The sequence below is a fragment of the Nostoc sp. 106C genome (assembly GCF_002154725.1).
Taxonomy (GTDB): domain Bacteria; phylum Cyanobacteriota; class Cyanobacteriia; order Cyanobacteriales; family Nostocaceae; genus Aulosira.
Map to the genome: position 1 here is coordinate 10,487 of NZ_MTAW01000209.1, position 23,802 is coordinate 34,288.

General features: G+C 41.5%; 19 protein-coding genes. 10 read left to right on the forward strand and 9 right to left on the reverse strand.

Features of this window, described 5'->3' with window-relative positions; genetic code table 11:
- Positions 1–438: 438 nt before the first annotated feature.
- Complete coding sequence (locus tag BV375_RS31270) at positions 439–3,153, reverse strand: ATP-binding protein (protein WP_086767775.1); 2,715 nt, start codon at positions 3,151–3,153, stop codon at positions 439–441.
- Entirely contained in the window at positions 3,150–4,229 is a 1,080-nt protein-coding gene (locus BV375_RS31275; protein WP_086767777.1) for an AAA family ATPase, read from the reverse strand. Before BV375_RS31275 ends, BV375_RS31270 begins: the two co-directional genes overlap by 4 nt.
- A gap of 239 nt (positions 4,230–4,468) precedes the next feature.
- On the opposite strand from BV375_RS31275, the gene BV375_RS31280 reads away from it, so the two are divergent.
- Positions 4,469–5,005 (forward strand): hypothetical protein, encoded by a 537-nt coding sequence (locus tag BV375_RS31280; RefSeq protein WP_143842269.1) that lies wholly within the window; start codon positions 4,469–4,471, stop codon positions 5,003–5,005.
- A gap of 167 nt (positions 5,006–5,172) precedes the next feature.
- Here the strand turns inward: BV375_RS31280 and BV375_RS31285 are convergent, their stop codons facing one another.
- The 4 genes from BV375_RS31285 to BV375_RS31300 form a co-directional block, all read right to left on the reverse strand.
- Positions 5,173–5,808: a hypothetical protein gene (locus BV375_RS31285; RefSeq protein ID WP_086767781.1), complete on the reverse strand. Its 636-nt coding sequence runs from the start codon at positions 5,806–5,808 to the stop codon at positions 5,173–5,175.
- A gap of 53 nt (positions 5,809–5,861) precedes the next feature.
- A complete protein-coding gene (locus BV375_RS31290) occupies positions 5,862–6,143 on the reverse strand; it encodes a hypothetical protein (RefSeq protein WP_086767783.1) in 282 nt (93 codons plus the stop codon).
- 53 nt (positions 6,144–6,196) lie between these two features.
- Positions 6,197–7,243 carry an ABC transporter permease gene (locus BV375_RS31295; RefSeq protein WP_086767785.1) on the reverse strand — a complete coding sequence of 349 codons (1,047 nt, stop codon included), beginning with the start codon at positions 7,241–7,243 and terminating at the stop codon, positions 6,197–6,199.
- 73 nt (positions 7,244–7,316) lie between these two features.
- Positions 7,317–7,835: an adenine phosphoribosyltransferase gene (locus tag BV375_RS31300; protein WP_086767787.1), complete on the reverse strand. Its 519-nt coding sequence runs from the start codon at positions 7,833–7,835 to the stop codon at positions 7,317–7,319.
- Between the two features lie 406 nt (positions 7,836–8,241).
- Between BV375_RS31300 and BV375_RS31305 the strand changes: the two genes are divergently transcribed.
- Together BV375_RS31305 and BV375_RS31310 are read left to right on the forward strand one after the other, a co-directional pair.
- The gene (locus BV375_RS31305; RefSeq protein ID WP_086767789.1) at positions 8,242–8,868 is read left to right on the forward strand and encodes a DUF3038 domain-containing protein; all 627 of its coding nucleotides are present in this window, start codon (positions 8,242–8,244) and stop codon (positions 8,866–8,868) included.
- On the forward strand, positions 8,865–10,355 hold the full coding sequence (locus tag BV375_RS31310) for a DUF4335 domain-containing protein (protein WP_086767791.1): 1,491 nt from the start codon (positions 8,865–8,867) through the stop codon (positions 10,353–10,355). The genes BV375_RS31305 and BV375_RS31310 overlap by 4 nt, the downstream gene beginning before the upstream one ends.
- A gap of 114 nt (positions 10,356–10,469) precedes the next feature.
- Here BV375_RS31310 and BV375_RS31315 read toward each other — a convergent pair whose 3' ends face one another.
- The gene (locus BV375_RS31315) at positions 10,470–12,740 is read right to left on the reverse strand and encodes a transglycosylase domain-containing protein (RefSeq protein WP_086767793.1); all 2,271 of its coding nucleotides are present in this window, start codon (positions 12,738–12,740) and stop codon (positions 10,470–10,472) included.
- 434 nt (positions 12,741–13,174) lie between these two features.
- Here BV375_RS31315 and BV375_RS31320 point away from each other — a divergent pair, with 434 nt between their 5' ends.
- Positions 13,175–13,930, forward strand: a complete 756-nt coding sequence (locus BV375_RS31320) for a hypothetical protein (RefSeq protein ID WP_086767794.1) — start codon at positions 13,175–13,177, stop codon at positions 13,928–13,930.
- Positions 13,931–14,301: 371 nt separating this feature from the next.
- Here the strand turns inward: BV375_RS31320 and lspA are convergent, their stop codons facing one another.
- Together lspA and BV375_RS31330 are read right to left on the reverse strand one after the other, a co-directional pair.
- On the reverse strand, positions 14,302–14,778 hold the full coding sequence (gene lspA / locus BV375_RS31325) for a signal peptidase II (protein WP_086767797.1): 477 nt from the start codon (positions 14,776–14,778) through the stop codon (positions 14,302–14,304).
- A 90-nt stretch (positions 14,779–14,868) separates the two neighbouring features.
- Positions 14,869–15,456, reverse strand: coding sequence for a biotin transporter BioY (locus tag BV375_RS31330; protein WP_086767799.1), 588 nt, complete (start codon positions 15,454–15,456; stop codon positions 14,869–14,871).
- 508 nt (positions 15,457–15,964) lie between these two features.
- Between BV375_RS31330 and pstS the strand changes: the two genes are divergently transcribed.
- The 6 genes from pstS (at position 15,965) to BV375_RS31360 (ending at position 23,671) form a co-directional block, all read left to right on the forward strand.
- On the forward strand, positions 15,965–17,140 hold the full coding sequence (gene pstS / locus BV375_RS31335; RefSeq protein ID WP_086767801.1) for a phosphate ABC transporter substrate-binding protein PstS: 1,176 nt from the start codon (positions 15,965–15,967) through the stop codon (positions 17,138–17,140).
- A 204-nt stretch (positions 17,141–17,344) separates the two neighbouring features.
- The gene (gene pstC, locus BV375_RS31340) at positions 17,345–18,295 is read left to right on the forward strand and encodes a phosphate ABC transporter permease subunit PstC (RefSeq protein ID WP_086767802.1); all 951 of its coding nucleotides are present in this window, start codon (positions 17,345–17,347) and stop codon (positions 18,293–18,295) included.
- A gap of 19 nt (positions 18,296–18,314) precedes the next feature.
- The gene (pstA, locus tag BV375_RS31345; protein ID WP_086767804.1) at positions 18,315–19,196 is read left to right on the forward strand and encodes a phosphate ABC transporter permease PstA; all 882 of its coding nucleotides are present in this window, start codon (positions 18,315–18,317) and stop codon (positions 19,194–19,196) included.
- Between the two features lie 51 nt (positions 19,197–19,247).
- Positions 19,248–20,054 carry a phosphate ABC transporter ATP-binding protein PstB gene (gene pstB / locus BV375_RS31350; RefSeq protein WP_086767806.1) on the forward strand — a complete coding sequence of 269 codons (807 nt, stop codon included), beginning with the start codon at positions 19,248–19,250 and terminating at the stop codon, positions 20,052–20,054.
- Positions 20,055–21,316: 1,262 nt separating this feature from the next.
- Entirely contained in the window at positions 21,317–21,931 is a 615-nt protein-coding gene (locus tag BV375_RS31355; protein WP_086767808.1) for a cysteine hydrolase family protein, read from the forward strand.
- Between the two features lie 285 nt (positions 21,932–22,216).
- Positions 22,217–23,671: an ATP-binding protein gene (locus BV375_RS31360; RefSeq protein ID WP_086767810.1), complete on the forward strand. Its 1,455-nt coding sequence runs from the start codon at positions 22,217–22,219 to the stop codon at positions 23,669–23,671.
- Positions 23,672–23,802: the final 131 nt, after the last annotated feature.

Sequence of the window (23,802 nt, forward strand, 5' to 3'; positions counted from 1 at the left end):
AGTATCAAAGACTCGCTCATGAGTATCAAAGACTCATTCACGAGTATCAAAGACTCATTCACGAGTATCAAAGACTCGTCCACGAGTATCAAAGACTCGCTCACGAGTATCAAAGACTCATTCAGGAAGTGCTGATATTATGTCTGGTTGAAAACTTGTCATTGCGAGCGAAGCGAAGCAATCGCAATGGTGGTGAGATTGCTACCCTGCGGGAACGCTTTCAGCGATCGCTTCATTTCATTTCGCTCGCAATGACTATACTTACTCACTTACCTTCAAATTCACAGCCAACTGCATCAGGAAAACCTCACGCAACACTTTCTCCCCTTCTCCGCGTCCCCGCATCTCTTCACAAGAGACTTCTTACACAATCAATCAACGAAAATTCTAACCCCTTCTGCCTGGTTGGTGAGCGAAGTCGAACCACTGCCCTCCGCCTTACTCCCCCAACAGCGGATGACTTTGCAAAACCCAACGGCGAAACAGTTCTACAATAATTCGCCAGCGTCCCTCAGCCTGTGCAACCACATCATGACGCATTAAAATACCAAGCGCTGCTTGTAACTGTTCGCCAGCCAAAGCCGTAGACTCAGCTAAAGTATCTAAACTTAACCCCTCTGGGTGCGGTGCAAGTACTTGTATTATCGCCTGCTGACCCTCAGCACCGCGCATCGCCTGACCCCAAACCCCGTCAAAATAGTAGCGTCCGCGCTTAAAAAACTCAGGATCATTGATAACTGCTGCCACATCTTCCACCGTAAAAACCGGATTGCGGGAGCGCCCTTGCTCAAACACAAAATCATTGTAGCGGCGCACTAGCTGGAATCCCAGCAGTTGCACTAAATAAGGTTGACCAGATGTTAAAGCATAAATTTCATCTAGCGCTTCCGGCGTATAGTCGAGGAGGAAGTCATCATCTGGGTTAGCTAAAATTTGCCTAGTAGCTGCACGTTCTTGAAAGCCTACATGGATGGGGATGACGCTAGCAAAGAAAGGCTGGAAATAATCTGCTGTCATTTCCTCTAAGGTGTGCAAACCAGCAAAAGCAAAGGCAACTTTAGAACTCATTTGCACCAACCCCCGCAGAAAACCCATAAAATCTTGGGGGATTCTTCCCGCTTCAATTAGTTCTTCAATTTTCTCGAACTCATCCAAAGCAATAATTAACCCACCTTCTAATTGTGCTTCTACTTGTTTCAAATAACGTTCAAAAGTTCGGTAGGGGAGGTTGAGCAAATCTGCATCAGTTGGAGGTGGAATTTTTACAGCTTGCGAAATTTCATCAGTAATTGCCATTAGCACCTCGCCAACTCCTTGCGGAGTATCTCCCAACCGCAGCAGGTTGACATAAACTAGCTGTATCCCTGAACCTAGAGAATTAGCGGCGTTAACTAAGATAGAAGTTTTACCCATACGCCTGTGACCGTAGAGAACTAAAGACTGGAGTTGATGACCCATCACCCAAAGTTCTTCTAACTGTCTGATGACATCTTCTCGCCCAACGAAGAGATTACCTTGAACAGGGTCGCCTACTATATAAGGATTAATCACAGGCTTGGTGATGGTAACTTCCCCTACCTCACCAGCGATTTGTAACAGGCTTTCTTTCCAGGTTTGGGCGATATCTACAATTAGTCCGCGTTCGGCTTGCGGCAAATTATTGGCTTGATTGAGGATGTTAGTGAGTTCACCTAAAGCGCGATTGAGAGCCAAAGATTTAGCGGAACGTGATACGCTGCGATTAACAAATTGGACATCCTCAACGACTCGACGCAGGCTAGTAATTGTACTCCAGGTAGCTGGACGTAAAAGGTGTTCTGGCGGAAAAGTAGGTACTTGTACAGTAGCAATAGAGCCTGGTTCTTTAGCTTCGTAAAATGTTGCAAGAGTTTGAGCAAGAGTATACATTTCCTCGCCATAGAGAAGAGAACGCACTACAGCAAAAGCTTCTGTTGCTTTCACTGGTTCTTTTTCATGTAGATACCAAAAACCAGCAGCAGCAGCACGGGAAGAAGTATCTAAGCGGATGTCTGTAAGCAAACGAGCTTGCAACATTCCCTTCCAAGAACGAGGGAGAATAAAAAACTCTTTGACTGCCTCTGATTTTAGTTGTTCTTCTAGAGAAGCTGAAGCAAAACGTACTAGGTTCCAATCAAAAGGAGCTTCAACTAGCCGAGAGATGTGCCAAATAATTTCCTCTGATGGGATTTTGGCAAGTACTTTATTAACTGCTTGTACAACGGGAATAAATTGCAGAGTATAAGCTAGCAATTCATTAGTATTATGCAAAGCTGTTTCCCAATCTTGTTGGAGCCAATTCTGCAAGCGCTTATCAAGATTGGGTAAGGGAATTGAAGTGATACGGGGAAGTAAAAAACTACCATTTGGGATTTTTTGTAAATTTAAAGGTAAGCCAACTAGCCAATTCTCTGGACGCATAACCGCGACGCCTACCGCCACGCCGAACGCCACGCCTACCGCCACTCCTCCCGCCACGCCGAACGCCATGCCTAACGCCACGCCTAACGCCACGCCTAACGCCACGCCGAACGCCACGCAGAACGCCACGCCTAACGCCACTCCTCCCGCCACGCCGAACCCCACGGCTCCCGCCACGCCTAACGCCACGCCGAACGCCATGCCTACCGCCACGCCTACCGCCACGCCTACCGCCACGCCTACCGCCACGCCGAACACCACGCCGAACGCCACGCCTAACACCACGCCGAACGCCACGCCGAACGCCACGCCTAACGCCACTCCTCCCGCCACGCCTAACGCCACTCCTCCCGCCACGCCTACCACCACGCCGAACGCCACGCCTACCACCACGCCGAACCAGTCAACGCGAACATCTATCGTCTCAAAAATTAGGCTTACAACCACTGGTGTAGCTACTGTTAAAACTAACCCTTGGAAAAGTAACTGGCGCTGGATAGGATTTTGACGCAACAACTCTAATCCTTTTCGCCAATTCATTTCACTTTCAGGGATATACCCACCCCCGAAAGTATCCACATACCACCGCAAAGCCTGGGGAAAATAAAATACCCAGTACAACAGGCGTAGATAATCTAAGGGATTCCACAGTGAGAGGGGACGGCGTAATTTAGGCGCTAAATTTAAACGCGGTACAGGTGGGTGTTGACTCATAACTCAGTTTTCATCCTCTCGATATACCGCGAGTAGGTTCGATGACACCAATACATAAGTCGCTGGGGGTGTCCGCCACTTTCTTGGGTAAGTTGAATGATTTCCTCTTCTGTAAAACTAACCTGAGTATTCACTAAACGACTGTCAATAAACCCACGAACCATATTTTCGTCCCAAGGCTGGATAAGTTCTTCAATGCAAACGCCTTGGAACGGTGAGGGATTATCTCGGCTATCAGGAAACAAAACATCCAGGTGTTCGCTAGCTGCAATCACCAAGCGCAGAGGTGGGTTAGCTTGTCCGTCAGCCAAACCGCGCAGTTGTTGGCGTAATTCCCTGGTAAAACCATCCCAAGTCATTTGTTGTACTTCGTCTAATAACAGCAATAATTGCTGTTTTTGTAACTCACGAATTAATTGCCGACCTTTGCTAACAGGGATTCCCACCTGATAGCAGAGTTCATCATAAAAGTCTTCGTCATTAAAAATAAGGCTTAAATTGAGATAAATTGCCTTGCGTGGTTTGAGCAGCTGATATTGTGCCTGTTGGTAAATAGCTTGGAGTAGAGAAGACTTGCCGATTTTTTTCTCTCCAATAAGTGCTACGCTACTGCCACTGTTTAGGGTTTCAAATACTCTTGCAATCTCTCTTTCTCGACCGAACAATAAATGCTGTTCGGTGATGATGTCATTGAGGGGAATAAATGGGTTATCTGTGGAAGCAGGAACGGGAGGAGCAATATTATAGTTTTGAGTTCTCAACCATTCTAAATATTTAGGTTTAAGCCAAGCTAGAAATTTGGCATCTTTGTCTCGAATTCTCTGATTGTAATCGGGGAAGCCTTCGCGGTCTGGCTGAGGAGACAATCGCTTGTGGTACATATTCCACATATGCTTCCTCACAGTGTCTTCCGAGTCAGGAAGTAGAGGATTTTCTAATGATTGGTCTGCAACCTGATTATTATCATTTACAGTATTCTCATCAGGAAATTTTGCCAAAAGAATCGCCTGTTCCGTCTGGCTCAAACCATACTGAAGACATACATCCACAAGTAGAAAGTTTTGCCAAGAGTTCATAGTTATGCTCTACTCCTCAACACCTTGGCAAGCGAGGCTTCACTAGCAGCAAGGCTGAATTTAACTGAATTTAAATATAGCGCTTTTCCAATTATGAGAAAATGCGGAAAAATTTTTCCGGTATTTTTCAGAATAACCAGAAAGCTCTTTCTGGGACATTATCGAAGCAAAATTTTATGATTTTGATGTTAAAGATATTGAGTTTTGCTTAAAAAGTAAGTTGGAGGAGGAAAATTAATATGAGATTATCAATGGATAAAGTAATCGTGCCCGTGGTAGTCGCCCTGATAGGCTTCGCAGGTGTTGTAGGTGCTGCCTGGATTACTGTAAACCCTCATAATAAGCCAGAAATTAAGCCTCCTACATCACAATGCAACCCAAATCTTGCATCTAAAATTTGTGTTGCTAATCTCACTGTGCAAATTAATAGCGACGAACCTCTGCAAGTAATTAATCATCAACGGATTCCTCTGAAAGCTGGAGATACTTTAAAAATTTTGGATCTCAGCTATTGCATACCATCTGAAGTCAGCCTTAATAAATTAGAAGCAAAAGCTCTGCTCTTCAAAAATGGAGTTGAGAGTTATAAAGATGTTCTGCTAACTCTTAGTGACTTCCCGATTCATACAGGTGTTTGTCACAAAATTGGTAACTTCCAAAAAACCTGGAAACTTGAGCCAGGGCAACATCAAGCGATGATTCCTATCATCAAATATGATGGCAGCAACAGAATTGTTGATAAGAGTTTCTACTTTACTTTGGATGTTGGCTCTTAAACGTTGCAAGATTCTCAATTAACACCATCGTCCGCCTTGGAATGAATTCCAAGGCTAATAGCCTAAGTCCACTCAAGTGGACTAAAAACTTTACCAGTTGTCTTTAGACGAATTTAGCTATTAGCCTAATAATTTATTCTCTTCTCAGGTGATTGTGAAGAGTGGTGCTAAGTAAAATCTCGCCTGATGCGAATGAGTGCTTGGTTTAAAGCTTCGCTGTGAATCCAGCCAACAAAGCCACCGTAAATCATTCTGTCATTGCGATCGCTAATAAAAACATGGTCAACTCCTAACTGGTTTTTCCAAGTTCTCACCACGCTTCCATCTCTCAGCCTCATTATCGGGTTGGAACTCTTAAAATCTCTGTGGTGTGCGCGAGTTATACCGGGGACATTTTCTAGGATGGCGATCGCATCTCTAGCATCATCTGTTGTATTATCACTAACTACCGTTGCACAACCGCACCCATCAGTTACAGTCGTCTTAAGTCTGTCTTTCATATCGCCGTCAAACAGCGACAAAGAATCAATCTCATCTAAAAGTTTGCCATGTGGTTCAGTTTGTCGGCGTTGGCAATAAACTCCTGTCAGCAAATCTTCCAAACTGACTTTCGCCAAAGCATCGGTAATCAAACCTGTCAGTCCCAACACAGCAATTCCACCCAGCATCCCCGCCGGGCCACCCAAAAAAGCCAAAGCTGCGGTGATAGCAGCAGCACCCGTAAAGCCTGTAGCAGCCATTGTGATTACCAAAATTACACCTGGTAAACCCAATGCAGCGACTTTTTTGACAACTTCATCCATACCCTGTCACCTCAAGACAAGATTTGCTCTGAAGTCTTTTCTAACACCGAATATTAACCATGCTGCAAAAACTCAACCTTAGGTAATAAAGGGTCAGTAACAATACCCACACCGTTAAAACCCCAGCGTTTGAGTAAACTACTCACCTGTGTACCAGGAATAGATTCTACAGCAAAGCGGTTTGCCACCTCTGCGGCGTGGGTGTTGAGATAGCTCAAAGCATCAAAGTTTTCCTTAAACAACAACAGATAACCCAATGCTTCAGCGTTGGGACGAGCTGTGAGATAACGACCATCAGATCTTGAGCGCAGCAGATAATATACTTCGGACAGCATGGCGAACAGATAAGGAAATGGAGGATGAGGAGAGGCGAATAAATGCAACTGAGCTAATTCAAATTTTCCAAGCGAATGCGTGGATCGGCAGCCTTCAGCATCAAGTCAGCTGCTAAATTACCAAGAATCAAGAGTACTGCACCCATCACTAAGCTTGCCATTAGTAAGTACAAATCTTGAGCTTGTAAAGCCTGTAAAGTTAACCTGCCTAAACCAGGCCAGTTAAAGAACTGTTCGGCAATGAATGCACCGTTTAATAAACCAGCTAACTCAAAACCCAATAAGGTAATTAAAGGGTTAATAGCATTGCGCAGAGCATGAACATAAATCACACGGTTTTCTGGCAATCCTTTAGCACGAGCCGTTTGGATATAATCTTGACGCAGAACATCTAATAATTCGCCACGCATAATGCGTTGCAAGCCAGCAAAACTGGTAATCGAAAGCGCGATCGTTGGTAAAATCATGTGCCAACCAAGATCGAGGAGTTTGCCAAACCAGGACAGTTCTGAGTTATTGATGCTAGTCATCCCACCTACTGGGAACAGAGGTGAGGTAACTTGAGCTAAAATCAGCAGAAATAGGGCAGTTATGAAACTGGGAAATCCTTGTCCGGTGTAACTAATTACCTGCAAGATGCGGTCAATTAACTTATTTTGCTTAACGGCGGCGATAATCCCTAAAGGAATAGCGATCGCCCAGGTAATAATTAAAGAAGCGATCGCTAACAGCAAAGTCGCTGATATGCGTTCCCCCAACAGCGAAGCCACAGAGCGTTGGTAAACAAAACTAGTACCAAAATCTCCTTTTGTAAAGATTCGCCACAGCCATAAGCCAAATTGCTCTGGCCAAGACTTATCCAAACCAAACTGCCGCTTTATTTCCTCAATTCTTTCTGGAGAGATCTTTGGGTTTTGCCGCAATGTATCTACATAATCCCCTGGAGCCAGTTGAATAATGAAAAATGACAATGCTGACGCTAAAAATAAAGTCAACAGTGCCTGTAGTAACCTTTTCATTACATAAATAAAAGTCTCACTCGTGACCAGCCTAATTAGCCAGTCCCGACCTGTCTCCATAGAAATTCTTGTAGATGTCATATGCAGTTAGTCAAGGGTCAAGAATCAAGGATCAAGAGTCATGGGTCTGTAAGTGGGACTTTTGGACTCTTGACTAATATTCAATTAGGGAGATAATCGGCACATCTGGCAGATGTTTACGTCCTTGTAAATCCCGTAGCTCGATAATAAACCCAAAGCCCACTAATTCGCAGCCAATTTTCTGCACTAACTTCGCAGTTGCACTCGCCGTTCCGCCTGTGGCAATTAAATCGTCCACAATTAAAACTCGGCTACCTGGGTGTAACGCATCTTGATGCACTTCTAAGGAGTCTGTACCGTACTCCAATTCATATTCGATTGAGTGCACTGCTGCTGGTAACTTGCCTTTTTTGCGTGCGGGAATGAAACCAGATCCTAATTTATAAGCCAAAGGAGAACCAAAAATAAAGCCCCGTGACTCCATTCCCACAATGTAATCTGGGTTCATTTCCCTGTCTATACATTGTTGGGCGAAAAAGTCAATAGTATAGCGCAGCCCTTGAGGATCGCGCAGTAGCGTAGTGATATCTCGAAATAAAATTCCAGGTTTGGGAAAATCTGGGATATCACGAATTAGCGACTTCAAATCCATAAAAATTGGTATTAGGGATTGATTATTGGGAATAAGAGATTAGGCATTGAGCATTGGTGATTTAGAACATCCTTTTTCGCGATCGCCAGTCTCTAATCACCAATTCCAGATACCTGACAAATCGTACACTATAATGTCATACGCTGGGGATCTAAGCTCAAGTTTCGCCATCCATTGACGATAACTTGAATCTAACTCAAGCTAAGGATGGAATTGCACTACCAAATGAGGTTGATACACTTATGTGTTAAGAACTTAGATTTCAGTATACGGAAACCTTTGAGTAGAAGAAGTAATGTATATATCAGGCAGTACTACTACTGCTACAAGCCTAATGTTTTTGTATCGCTATTTATCTTAAATTAGTTTTACCTAGTCTGTTGGAACCGCACAAGGTATCTATAGAATGAATGTCTCCGCAAGTTTAACACCTTTCAACAGTCCTCCCCCGCCCTCATTGCCTATGATTCTGGATACCTTACCCGATCCGGCGACAGAGGGACAAGGATGTCCCCGCAGAACTCGGGTACAAATCGATCTAATTTTACTGGCAATTGAAGCTTTAGAACTGGGTGGTTCGGAAGCCATCCTAGCTTTTGCTGAAGAATTAGATCTAAAAGGAATTATTAAAGATCGAGTGAATTTATGGCGAATGCGTAGTTCTAACCCACTACGAAGAGCACATATGCGCCGTCCCTTAACAATCATGGAAGCGAAAGCTTTGGTGGTTATTGCTTGTTACATAGCGCGGCGTTTGACAGTTGTCATTCGTCAGTTGCTAATGATTTATCAACAAATGAATGAAAAGCAAATCCCACTGGAACAAAATTTACGGTTATCTAATTATCTAGAGCGATTTAGAACGCATTTTAAGAGTAGGATGAGTTCCCGGCGTTCTGGAGTACTGGCATTAAGTTCTGATGAAAAATTAGATGAACTGGCTATAAATTTATTGGGACAACTACTCTTCTGTACTGGCACAGCTGGAATGCAGCGGTTCTGGATCAGTCTTTTCGATGGGGAAGTAGAATGAATATTCAACGTAAATATAGCTTACCTAATTGTACTTTGCTCTTAGAAGGTTTAAGTGATGCCAGCAGGGCAGCACACTTTCAGGAATTGCGTCCGGAACTATCAATATTGGTAAATGCAGAATGCTATTTATCTAGTTATAACCAGCCCTTAGTGGGAGGACGGGAATTTTTTGAAAGCTTGGTGAGGGCGGTTAGTGCTTATGCTCAAGAATTTTTGAGTAATGTACCAAATCCTCAAGCACATATTCGAGATTCAGAATTAGTAGAGTTACAGAAATTAGATATTGATCGCCACAGATTGATTGTGCATTCGGAGGGCGAACCTGAAGGTTTTGATGCTAACCCTAACCATACTAAAGAGCCTGTTCAAATAGATTTGAATACTGTACAGCTATTTGACTTAGTAGAAGCGGTGGATCAGTTTTTTGCTGACACCCAAACTTTACCAGAGTTATCCCTGGAATTACAACCCGTTACTAGACGCAGTAGTATTGCCAGTCAAGCTGTGCTCAAGCAGGCAGTACCTGCTAGTATTGGAGTTTCAAGTTTAGCGGTAGCAGCACTTGCTTTAAGCTTGATTCCATCTCCCCAAGTACGTCCACCAGAGCCAAAGTCACAAGATCAAACTAACTCTACAACACCTAGTGCGACACCTAGCGCTACTCCAGCAGCTGTTGAGTCTACAGATCCTGCATCAGCGATCGCTCCTACAGCTAACCCAACAACAACGCCTACAGCTACGGCTGCTGTAACTCCTACAAACACTCCCTCGCCGACAGCAACCCCCGCAGTTAAAGATTTAGAAGCACTTTTAAATACTGTTCCAGAAATTACTGATGCGTCTAAATTACGTGCATTGAATCGTCAACTTTATAACCAAATTAATCCAGCTTGGACTAATCGCTCAGAATTAAAAGAGGATTTAGTTTATCGCGTAGGTGCAGCTGCGGATGGTGCGATTGTTGGCTATAAGGCGGTGAATAAAAAGGCAAATGAGGACATACAAAAAACGCCTCTACCTAACTTACTTTATAATCCTGCCAATCGTAGCTCTATTAGCAACGAACCAATTGCCCAATTTAAAGTTGTCCTGACTAAATCAGGTGTGCTGGAAGTTAGCCCTTGGCGAGGATACGCTAAGACACCTGAAGTTGTTGGGGCTAAAATTACTGACCCTAAAGCAGTCAAGGATTTAAGCCAGAAGCTTTATAATACAGTTCGCCAAAACTGGGCTGGTACACCCAACTTTGAAAGAAATTTGAAGTATCGGGTGGCGGTTAATAAAGATGGTACGATCGCCGACTATGAACCACTCAACCAAGTTGCCTATGACTATGCTAGAGAAACTCCTCTTCCCCAGTTATTACAAGCAGCTTACGGCTCAAATTTGGTTGCTCCCAACACCAAAGAACCTCTGGCACACTTCCAAATAATATTTCAGCCTAGTGGCAAATTAGAAATAGCTCCCTGGCGTGGATATCAATAAAAGGGAACAGGGAACAGGGAGACAAGGGGGAGCAGGGAAAGAAATAACAAATGACCTTTGACACTGGACACTGGACTGTTGACCAATGACAACTGACAAATGACAATTGACTATTTACTTAACAATTCGCCCCATATAATTTCCCCATAACTGAGCTGCTTGCGCACTACTACCAGATGTGGGGGAGTTATTGTCATTTCCTAACCAAATCCCAGTAACCAAGCGTCTACTGGGAATAAAACCGATAAACCACAAATCAACGTTGTTATTCGTTGTACCTGTTTTACCAGCTTCCCCTAATCCAATGGCAGCACTGCGACCTGTACCCCTGGTTACTACCCCCCGCATTAAGCTAGTCATCTCATCGGCTACATCATTGGATAGCACTCGCTTATTGCCATCAGGATCTTGATCGAAAGAGTAAATCACGCGGCAGGTTTTTAAATCTTTGTGATCGCGGCAATCACTACTATCTAAAATCCTACTAATTGCATGGGGAGGATTCCATACCCCACGATTGCCAATTGCACCAAAAGCACCAGTCATTTCCAAAACATTAACCACGCTTTGACCGAGTACTAAGCCAGGAACCGGATCGAGTGCAGATTTTATCCCCAAACGTTGGGCCATTGCTACTACTTTATCCAGTCCAATTTCTCTCGCTACCCGCAGAGCGATCGGATTTTCCGAAAGCGCCAGCCCAGTAGCTATATCCAAACTAGTGTCAGCACCAGCACGACAGGGTTTGTAAGTAAAGCCTTGCCAAGTTAAAGGCGCACAGGAATAACTCTTAGAAGGTGAAATTCCTTGCTGAATAGCAGCGGTGTACGCAAAAATTTTAAAGGTGGAACCTGGTTGTCTTTTGGCTTGAACTGCGCGATTGAATTGAGTTTTTTTATAATCTGTGCCGCCTACCATAGCCAGGATACCGCCAGTGCTCGAATCCAAGGTAACGAGCGCACCTTGAGAAAAGCCAAAACTTGACCCAGCGTTATTTACCGAATTGCGTAAGGCTGCTTCTGCTTGAGCCTGAATTGCGGGATCTAGCTGGGTTTCGATAATATAATTGCCCTCTTTTGCCGCTCCCTCGCCCAAAATTGATTCGAGTTCTTGGAAGACATAGCTGTAAAAATAAGGACTGATGGTTTTGGCTTGCTGTTCGCAAACTTTAGGACTAACTTGGACGGTGGAACGTCTAGCACGGTTGGCATCCTCCGCTTTGATTTGCCCCATTTCTACCATTCGCTTAATCACGCGATTGCGGTATTCAGCTGCTTGGAGTTTATTTTGACCATCGCCACAAAAATCGAAGGCGTTAGGCCCAGGCAAAATACCTACCAAAGTTGCAGCTTCTGCCAAAGTTAATTCTTTAGCCGACTTATCAAAGTAGTATCGAGCCGCATCTTCAAAGCCAGAAGTATCCGCACCCAAAAACACGCGATTTAAATAAGTCAGCAAAATATCGTCTTTGCTATAAAACGTTTCTAGCTTGAGAGCAACCACTGCTTCCCGTAATTTTCGTCCTAGGGAATCTTGTCTGCCTACATAATCGCGGAATAAACTGCGGGCAACTTGTTGAGTAACAGTACTAGCGCCTTGCTGCACATCACCAGTGCGGCTATTAATCAACACAGCACGCAAAATCCCCAAGGGGTCAACTCCAAAGTGCCAGTAATAACGACTATCCTCCGAAGCGATTACAGCTTTTGCTAAATAAGGACCAAAATCCTCTAATCGCTTCATGTCTACGTGCGATGTAGTTCTTGGTTCACGCAGGGGAGTAGCACCATCACGGGCGTAAACAATTACTGGGGCGCGGGTGGTTGTGGGTAAAGGTCTTACCGAGAACTTCAGCCATTCCACACCAATTACCAAAGCGAATAAAGCGCTGACCCCACCAACACCATAAGCTGTCCAAGTGGCTGCTTTCACATACCAAGCTGGTGGATCGACATATTGTAGGCGCACTGAAGCGGCGAGTTCGGGTGGACCCAAGGTCAGGATATCACCATGACGTAATTCCAAAGAACCAATCCTGCGCTTGCCACGGTAAATACCATTAGTCGAGTTTTCGTCTTTAATGATGAAAACGGGGGTGCGTTGCGTAGAATCTCGCGATAGCGAAAGATGAATTTGACTGACTACTGGGTTGCGGATCACTATATCGCTGGATTTAGAACTGCGACCTAGGATATAGCGATCGCCTAACAACGGATACACCTCTGCTTTATCTGCCCCCGCATCCTGCACCCAGAGTTCCGGTACTTTGGCATTAGGCTTGAGCGCTAGTTTAGAAAAATCCACCCTAGCTTGAATTGTATGTACTGCTTGTGTCAGTTGACCAAGTATCGTTTGGGGCTTTTGAGGGGGTTGCGGGGAACTCATCGGCTATTTACATCACGCCTATTAACGAAAAATTAGAAGAATTACAATTTTAATGGTAGTCTTACACCATTTTACTCATAAGCCTAAGCAGAAATTGGCTGTACTGATTTTTTTTGAATAGATTTTACATCTAAAAAATAGCTATTCAGCATATTTACGTTATTCATCCTGAGCACTTATTTACCTAAGCTACTAGTTGGATTTCGCTTCTAGAATGCCTATTATATATACTATTAACAGGAATAAATATCCAAGTCAGTAAATTTGCTTTTGTATTTGTCAGAACTAGCGAGCGCAAAATCAAGGATGTAAATTTTACCGCTTTAACATATCCACATATGTTGCAGCAAAAATATACATCCCCATTTAGACAGATTTTATAAATAATTTTGTTTGATTTAATGGGCGGAGTGTTCCGTTGAGGTTAATTCAGAATGAAGGGAAAAACTCTGAGCCTGATTGGTACAGCCCTAACTTTGGCGCTAAGTGCTAATGTTGCTGCAGCCCAGTCTAGTAAATCCTCCATTGCCCAGTCTAATAGTTCATCCACTAGTTCACCAACGGAAATTAAAATGTCACCAGAAGGCATGAAAGTTCTGTGTGAGAATTTTCCGCTGAATTCACGCTGTCCAGGTGGCACCGCAGTCAACACTGGTGCGCCTAGTAGCGGTACAACTAGTCCTACTCCTGATAATACAACACCAGGAAGCCCTAGCAGCCCTGAGTCTCGTCCATCTGGGACATTAACTCCAGCACCAGACACTACTACCACACCTGGACCTACACCTTCTGATACAAATCCAACACCAGGAAGCACCACCACACCTGGATCTACCCCAGATACAACTCCAGCACCAGGAAGCACTACCAAACCTGATTCTGGCTCTACTAACAAAATAACTCCAGCTCCAGCACCAGGCAGCACTACTACACCTGAGTCTGGTACTCCTGGTAGTTTAACTCCAGTCCCAAGAAGCACTACCACCCCTGATTCTGGCTCTACTAACAAAATAACTCCAATACCAGGCAGCACTACTACCCCTGATTCTGGTACTCCTGGGACTTTAGCGCCAGGTAGCACAACCGTACCTGATTCTAGCAACCCAGGTAGCACTACCGAACCAGGTGCTAGTTCTCCAACTCAAGTTCCAGGTACTGGCTTACCAAAAGCTCCCTCTACTGGTAACTAAAAGCTGAGACCGAATTCTGAGATTAATTTGCCAACCATAGATAGTCAGTTCATCTGACATCTTGCACCAGTTAATAAAATTACATACTGTGCAATGCAAAGTTCCAAAAACCAATATCTCAAGTTCTGGTTAAATATCTTTAAGTAAAGATTTCAGCTAATATAAGCCTGGGGGTAAAAACCTCCAGGCTTAATAGCATTAAAGAGTTTTGTTGATGTTTAACAATCAAATTACCGTAGTATTTTTTCATCTTGCGTAGTAGTGCGATCGCAGTTTTTCCGCAGATGAGATACGAGAAATAACTCTCTACTCTTCTTTTTCCTTCAACCTCAACTAAAGTATTAGATAAATCAACATTTGAATATCGAGAATTACCGCGATCTGTGACTTGAAGTTGGTGTTTTTTGCAAAGACGCAATTAGCAAACAAACAATACCTATACTTATAAATGAATCTGCCATATTAAATACAGCAAAGTTAATTAGCCGAAAATCAAGAAAATCAACGACGTAACCTAAAATAAACCGATCAATTCCATTACCCATTGCTCCACCCAAAATCAAGCCGTAGCCAAGCTGATCCCACAAGTTTAATAATGGACTAAATAGTGCTAGTCCGATCAAGACCAAACTCACTCCCAAAGATAGCCAACGCAACCACTCCACTTTTCCAGTTAAAAGACTAAAAGCTGCGCCAGTGTTGGTAACATAAGTAATGTGAAAAACATCTTGTAAAAGTGGTAGTGTTTGTCCCAATTTAAAGGTTTGCACCACCCAGTATTTTGTCAGTTGGTCAATGAAAAAAGCTATAAAAGCAGCGAGCCAGAAGAGGTGATTTTTTAAACGCATGAAATTAGGAACTAGAGACTAAGAACTAAGGACTAGAGTGTAGGGATGAGAAGAATAGTTTTTGATTTTCGCTCTCTAGCCCCTGCATAACTAGTAAAACATTAAATGTCTTAATACATATGCTATTACAGTAACGGCACAAACTACAGTAAATTGTCCTGGTAGTACTGACCAAGAATATTTCAGAATTGCTTGCATTAATGTCAAATCTTCTGTGCCTTTCCACTGAAAAAAATAGCTGATAGTCAAATAAGCAATACCGCAGATGTGGACAGATAACAAGCCACAAAGACAACTAAATGCGAGACTTTCTACTCTTGGTCTGGCTTTAAATGCTAACAAGCCACAAATCCAAGCTCCAGGAATAAAGCCCAGCAAATAACCAAAGTGTGATAACTTTACATAACCAATACCGCCACCTTCAGAAAAAACTGGTAGCAATGTTAAACCCATAACTAAATAAGCGATTTGCGAGAGCGCGCCAGCATTTTTGCCTCCTAAACAACCTACTAGAAGCACCGCACCAATTTGATAACTGACACCTAAAGAAAAAGTTTGAATACCGTGCTTACTCCAATTCCAAGGTAAGGTAATGCCATAAGCTTCTAGGAAGGTGCTACCCATTGTTAGGAGTAAGCCAATCATGGACCATAGTAATTGATTGGAAGCAGCAAACATTAATATAAAGGAGGAAGGAATAAGCAAGCAAAAGAGATTAAAACAACTAGTCTAAGCATTAACATTCAAATTAAACTTGTGCTGGCACATTAAACAGTAAATATTTTTATTGTGCAATCAGTAGTTTCAAATAAACTCAGGCGCCAAATGCAGAATTTGCTATGTCTATTTAATCGGGCGCTAAGAGCTACCTTCATCGTTAAAAATTGAAGCGTTTAATTATATCACCTTCATATTGATTTAAATACTTTTTTCATGACTTGAGAAACCAAAATTACAGTATATAAACAGCTTTTGTAGATATGTATTACATAATTTTTTCAGCATCATATGTTACACCTGCAATTAAATGTATAAATTGTATCTAAATATAAAAAAATTACCTTTAGGAAATTCATCTAAAAAATACAGAGATTTTTCACGTTGTTAACCTCTTGTTTACCTTCAAGTTTACCTTTTAGAGGTATCTTAGAAGCGCTCACTTGCAAGTTGACTAAAATTGACAGCAATGCTCTCACGTTTAAGTGCAATAAAAAATAATCGCCTAACAGCTTCAATATCAGTGTTAGCACTGACAATTAGCCTAGCTGCTTGTGGCGGTCAGCAAACCCCAGAAAATACAGCTACCAAGGAATCACCTGGTACTGCTACGGATACTACTGCCTCCAACCCAGGCAAAAAATTGGATCTAGGTGGAAACATTTCTTTGACAGGGGCTGGTGCATCTTTTCCTGCACCGCTTTACACAAGTTGGTTCACCGATTTGAACAAAAAATATCCTAACTTGCAAGTTAACTATCAGTCAGTTGGTAGCGGTGCTGGCGTTGAGCAGTTTATCAAAGGTACTGTAGACTTTGGTGCCAGTGATGTTGCCATGAAGGATGAAGAAATCCAGAAGGTGCAGAAAGGTGTGATTTTGCTGCCTGTGACCGCAGGTAGCATTGTACTAGCCTACAATCTACCTGATGTTCCAGAACTCAAGCTACCACGCACAGTTTACACCGATATTTTACTAGGCAAAATCAAGTCTTGGGATGATCCCCTCATTGCCAAGGCTAACCCTGGCGCAAAGCTTCCTAAACAGCCGATCACAGTTGTATATCGTTCTGATGGTAGCGGAACCACGGGTGTGTTCACAAAACATCTTAGTGCTATTAGCCCAGAGTGGAAAACAAAGGTAGGTGAAGGTAAAAGTGTAAAATGGCCAGTGGGTGTTGGTGCAAAGGGTAACGAAGGTGTGACTGCCCAAATTCAACAAACTCAAGGTGCAATTGGTTACATTGAATATGGCTACGCCAAACAAAATAATCTCAAATTTGCGGCTTTAGAAAATAAAGGTGGTAAATTTATTGTACCTAGCGATCAGTCGGCATCTAAAACCCTGGAAGCCGTAACTCTGCCAGAAAATCTCCGCGCTTTTATTACAGATCCAGAAGGTGCAGATTCTTATCCCATAGTTACCTATACTTGGATTTTGGCTTACAAAAAATATGATGATGCTGCAAAAGGCAAGGCAGTAGAAGCCTTAATCGAGTACGCTTTAACTGATGGTCAAAAGCTAGCTACGGAACTAGGGTATGTTCCTTTACCTCAACCTGTAATTGCTAAGGTGGCTGCTGCTGCCGATCAAATCAGTCCCGATTATAAGATTGCTGTTGGCGGTGCGACTAGTGCTAGTAAATAGCATTTTTTGTAAGAGAAGTCAAGAGCTAGAGGATGGGGAGCTATAAGTCAATTTACTTTTGACTAATTATCTTAGATTTGTCGCTTTCTTGCTGCTCCCAAATTAAAATTCTAGTTTCAGATTCAACAGTTTATCTAGCGACAATTCTACTAAATCTGGTTTTCTCCCACATTTTTCTTGATCTAATTTTTAAAGTCAGTAGTCATGGCTACAAATACTCAGAATCTGAAATCAGCGATCAAAAATCGCTCAGAAATAGAAAAGTCGCTAGATCGGAGCTTTATTTGGCTGACTCGAATTTTTGCATTGGCGATCGCCGCGACTTTATTGTGGATTACAGTACAGGTTGCGATTGGGGCTTGGCCAGCTATCCAGCAGTTTGGTGTGGGCTTTTTAGCCGAGAGCAGTTGGAATCCAGTTAATAATGAATATGGAGTCCTGCCACAAGTTTATGGAACTTTAGTAAGTTCATTTATCGGTCTATTGTTAGCTGTACCTGTTGGCGTTGGCACTGCTGTTTTATTGAGTGAGAATTTTCTGCCAACAAAAGTGCGAATTGTATTGGTATTTTTAGTAGAACTGCTCGCAGCTATACCTAGCGTTGTCTACGGAATCTGGGGCATTTTTGTTTTAGTGCCAATTATAACCAACTTGGGCAAATGGCTCAACAGTTCCTTGGGCTTTTTACCAATTTTTAGTACGCCTCCCACGGGTCCGGGAATGTTACCTGCGGGAGTTATTTTAGCAATTATGACCTTGCCAATTATCACAGCCATATCTCGCGATGCCTTGATTTCTATACCTCCGACTTTGCGTCAAGCATCTGTGGGATTAGGCGCAACTCGTTGGGAAACAATTTTTCAAGTTTTAATTCCAGCAGCCTTTTCTGGCATCGTTAGCGCTGTAATGCTAGCACTTGGTCGGGCTATGGGAGAAACAATGGCTGTTACAATGTTGATTGGTAACTCCAACAATATTAGTATTTCACTGTTAGCACCAGCCAATACGATTTCTTCCCTACTAGCAAATCAATTCTCGGAAGCTAGCGGACTGCAAGTAGCGGCTTTAATGTACGCAGCTTTAGTTCTGTTTGTATTAACACTGATAGTTAATATTTTTGCAGAATTAATCGTTATCCGAATGAAGCGAATTTAGGGTAGTTGTGGAATGAATTATGACTTCTAGTTATCCAGAAAGCAGCCTAACGCGCGCCCCCATGTCTAAGAGGACGCTTTTTAACACAATAATGACTGTCTTAGCATTTATATGTGGTTTATTGGCGCTTGTACCTTTGCTGGCAGTGCTTTCTTACGTTATCATCCAAGGCTTTAGCAGTCTAAGCCCTAGCATATTTACAGAGTTGCCACCAGCACCTTTGAGAAAGGGTGGCGGCTTTGGTAATGCCATTTTAGGAACGCTACTGATGGTAGGCATTGGAGCATTGATTAGCATCCCATTTGGCGTTTTGGGGGCGATTTATTTGACAGAATTTAGTTCTGGTAAAATAGCTAGATTGATCCGATTTGCTACTAATATCCTCAGTGGAGTTCCGTCAATTATTGCTGGGGTATTTGCTTACGGGATTGTAGTGTTGACGTTGGTAAAACTCAACTTAGGTTCTTATTCAGCAATAGGTGGTGGGTTTGCATTAGCGATTTTGATGTTGCCAATTATTGTCCGCACCACTGACGAAGCCTTGCAGTTAGTATCACAAGATTTGCGGCAAGCATCTGTGGGTTTAGGAGCAACTAAATTTCAAACTGTGACGCAAGTGGTATTGCCATCTGCTTTACCAGCAATTGCAACAGGAACAACGTTAGCGATCGCCCGAGCCGCTGGAGAAACTGCTCCTTTACTATTTACTGCTTTATTCTCCCCGTTTTGGCCGAATAGCTTATTCAAACCAACAGCATCTCTTGCTGTTTTAGTTTATAACTTCGCCACTACTCCCTTTAAAAATTTACAGTCACTAGCTTGGGCAGCTTCTCTGATTTTAGTGTTGATGGTACTGCTCACCAGTATCATTGCACGCTGGGCAACTCGCCAGAAAGCTTAGTGCAGTATTGTCTGGTACATTACTACCCCCCAAACTTACACAAGACTATTTATGGTTTCTAACATTAGCACAGTGAATGGTACCGAAACTGTATTACGTACAGAGAACCTGAATATTTACTATGGCAACTTCCTAGCTGTGCGGGACGTTTGGTTAAATATCCCAAAGAATCGGGTTACTGCCTTTATCGGTCCGTCTGGTTGTGGTAAAAGTACGTTACTGAGATGTTACAACCGTCTCAATGACCTGATTGAATCTTTTCGGGCAGAGGGTAAAGTTTATTATTACGATAAAAATCTGTACGCATCCGATGTTGATCCAGTAGAGGTGCGTCGTCGGATCGGGATGGTATTTCAAAAACCAAACCCGTTTCCCAAATCAATTTATGACAATATCACTTTTGGAGCGAAAATTAACGGCTACAAAGGAAATCTAGATGAATTGGTGGAACGGAGTTTGCGTCAGGCGGCTTTATGGGATGAAGTGAAAGACAAACTGCGGCAAAGCGGCTTATCTTTATCTGGTGGACAACAACAACGGTTGTGCATTGCCAGAGCGATCGCTGTGCAACCTGAAATTATACTAATGGATGAACCGTGTTCTGCTCTAGACCCCATCTCTACTCTACGAATTGAAGAATTGATTCATGAGCTTAAAGAGCAATACACCATTGTCATCGTTACTCACAATATGCAACAAGCTGCACGAGTTTCTGATATGACAGCCTTTTTCAATGTCCAACAAACAGATAAAGGAGGTCGTAGCGGCTATCTAGTAGAATACGATGCAACCGAATTAATTTTCAATAATCCTAAGCAGGAAGATACTAGAGATTATGTCAGTGGCAGATTTGGTTAGATATTACCAAATATGTTATTGGAATAGTGAGTTTAGATAGCTGTAAACTTTCTCTTGCTAAAGCTATTAAACACTAGCTTGTGAAATCATTTGCTATACCAATCTCAATTGAATTGGATAAAACTCATCTGTGGCTGTTAACAGTTGACAGTCACGGAAAATTTTTTATTTATGGGAAATTACCATAGTTAAATTTTCCTTGAAAATAAAATTATTCTTAATTAAGATATTTATATTTCAATACGGTTTAGTTAGTTCAAAAAACATTAAACCCAATAGCTTGGGGAATCTCCTCCGGGGACAGATTCACGGATTAAAGCGAGTGATATTTGAGCAACTAAACTTAACATCTAGCTATATTTTGTTGAGTGGCTCTTTGTTTAACTCAACCTATAATTTTTCTCATATCTATACAGAAAATAATTTCCCACCACCTCTCAATATGCTGGAAATTAGTAAAACGATAATCTGTCCAACCCAATTCTTGTTTACACTGTCGAATTCAATATTTTGTTTCCTTAATAAAAACTTAGAAATAAATCAATGCTAGTGAAAACAGAAATTGATTCTATAATTATGAGAAATTCAACTCGTTAAAAAGATGTAATTAACAACAAAAAAAGAATTGATATAAAAATAGTATATGAGTTTACCTTGAAGACGCATTGATGACAACTGAAACAAGCTTAAAATAGGATCTACTCAAAAAAATTATCAGTGCTATTTTTACACGGTAAGTAATAGTAAATATATCATATACGCTCACATAACTGTCATGACTACCGTTCTCTGCAAGCGTTCTCGCGCTGGGTAAACAAGCAATCTCAAAAACCCTGTATTTCCGTTATTTCAAGGGTCTAAGTTAAACTGGCAATAACATATTTATTCAGGGTGAATGTGTCAGAGAACATTAGCATCAAGCTGATAACATAACAGTTAATTATTATAAGTTTTTGCTATTTTTCGCTCTGGACATTTTCCATAAGTTTACCGAATAAATTATTGTTGGCATTAGCTAAAATTAACGTTACATAAGTTAATCTTTATATAAAATTAGTACGATTATGCCTGAACTTCAAAGAAATTACTGATTCGGGTTAGTAAAAACTATTGGTAAAATTTTGCTAATTGAGGCTAGTGGCGTTTCTTTATTAACTACATGACAAAAGTCTGTAGAGCTTGACGCGTCAAACTTGCTTTTCGTGACTTTGATAAAAAGGGAAACCTTCTTCATAGTTTACATTAGCTAAATAAATACAATAATGGAATCTCACAAGACTGCACTTATCTTGATTGGATATCAAAATGATTACTTTTCACCCAATGGAATTCTCTATGGAGTAATAGAGGAATCATCCAAGGTTACAAATGTTATTGCAAACACGGTCCATTTACTTAATTGTCTTGCTTCTACGCCTGCACTGATTATCACAACTCCTATATTCTTTACATCTAACTATGAAGAATTAATCGAGCCAATTGGTATTCTGAAAACGATTAAAGAAGTCAACGCTTTTCAGATGGGAACTCCAGGTTCAGAAGCAATTGAAGAGTTAAACTCTTTCCAAGACAGAATTTTGGAAGTACCTGGTAAGCGAGGATTTAATGCATTTATTAATACTAATCTTGATGAAATTCTCAAACAAAAAGGTATTACAGATGTTGTGCTAGCAGGTGCTGTTACATCTATATGTATAGATTCAACTGGACGCTCTGCGCATGAAAAAGGTTATCACGTAATAATTCTCTCTGACTGCACTTCAGCTCGTACTGTATTTGAGCAAGGATTTTACTGTAGCAATATTTTTCCACTTTATGCAGAAGTGATGACTCACACAGAATTACTGAGCCATTTAGCAATCAGAGTTTCGGCTTAGATAATAAACCTATTTTAAAATAACTTTTTGATATTTTTTTTGGTATTAATCAATACAAATAATAACATATTACAGTTTTAGGGCTATTTAATAAAATTTGTTTTTCAATGCTATTAAGTTTCAAAGAACAATGTAAATAACACATTACTCTAAACCTTTATTATTCAAGGGGGAATTTGAAAAATAAAGGCATTTAAAGCAAGTGTTTTAATTAGGCATGATATTGAGACATAATACATTTTAATCCTGTCATATCACCTGCATAATAACAGATTATATATTTATATGAAGCCAGATTTTTTAGCTGATAATGAACTGCATACTCAGATTCAGTACCGTTTAATAGAACAAATTTCAGAATCAGAAAGACGTTATCGAGAGTTAGTTGAAAATCTCCGGGAAATTGTATTTAAGTGTGATAAAGCAGGGAATCTTACACTTTTAAATAAAGCTTGGACACTAACTTTAGGGTATAGTACATCGGAATGCTTGAATCACCCAATAGATGACTATCTTCATGCAGAGGATCGGCAGCTTTGGCTCAATTTTCTAACTCAAATGCATACTAAGCAGGATCTTGCCTGTTGGGAATTACGATTTCATCATAAAAGTACAGAAATTATCTGGCTAGAATTATCAGCTCGTTCTGAAGATGAAGGAGAAATTAGTGGCTCTTTAACAAACATCACTGATCGCAAACGAGCACAAGCTGCACTGAAAGAAGCAAACGAAGCATTACAAATGCGAATTGAGCAGCTACGGTTTGAAAATCATGAACGCAGACAAACAGAAGCAACTCTTTTGCAATCAAGGGAGCAATTGAAGCAGCAAACTCAGCAGCTAGAAGCAACTTTACAAGAACTTAAACAAACCCAAGCTAAACTACTACATGCAGAAAAAATGTCGAGTTTAGGGCAGTTAGTTGCTGGAATTGCCCATGAAATTAACAATCCTGTCAACTTTATTTATGGCAATATAATTCATGCAAATGAGTATATCCAAGAGTTGTTAAATTTACTCTGTCTGTATCAGCAGCACTATTCTACTCCAGTCAAGGATATCCAGGAAAAAGCGCGTAAAATTGATCTGAGTTTTCTGCTAACTGACCTTCCCAGACTCATGTCTTCTATGCAAATGGGGGCAGATCGAATTAGCGAAATTGTACTTTCACTGCGCAATTTCTCTCGTCTGGATGAGGCAGAGATTAAAGCTGTTGATATTCATGAAGGAATTAACAGTACTTTAATGATTTTACAAAGCCGTCTCAAAGGAGCGAAAGACCGTAGCCCCATTCAGGTGATTAAAGAGTACGGCGAATTGCCACAAGTAGAGTGCTATGCAGGACAACTGAATCAGGTGTTTATGAACTTGCTGAGTAACGCCATTGATGCAGTTGTGACTCGCTGTAAAAGCGAAGCAATTCCCCATCGGATATCGCCAGAGGAAGATGAGGAAATAGCTTTATTCACACCGATGATTCGGATTCACACTGAAGTAGTAGGCGAGCTTTATGTGGCAATTCGGATTATTGACAATGGTATTGGCATGGATGAAATAACCAGAAAGCAAATCTTTGACCCGTTTTTTACAACAAAACCTGTGGGTAAAGGAACAGGTTTAGGTCTTTCTATCAGCTATCAAATAATTGTAGAAAAACATAGTGGAGTGTTGGAGTGTTCGTCAGAGTTAGGCAAGGGAACAGAATTTTTAATTCATTTGCCGATATCGCTTTTACACTAAAACTTGATTTTTAAATTTTAATTAAAAACCATTGAGTCTACTGGTGATAGCAATCTGATAAGACCTTTTTGCTGAAAATATTTAGCAGAAATAATATTTGGTTTAGTGATGGTTATTGAGTGAGGAGATAA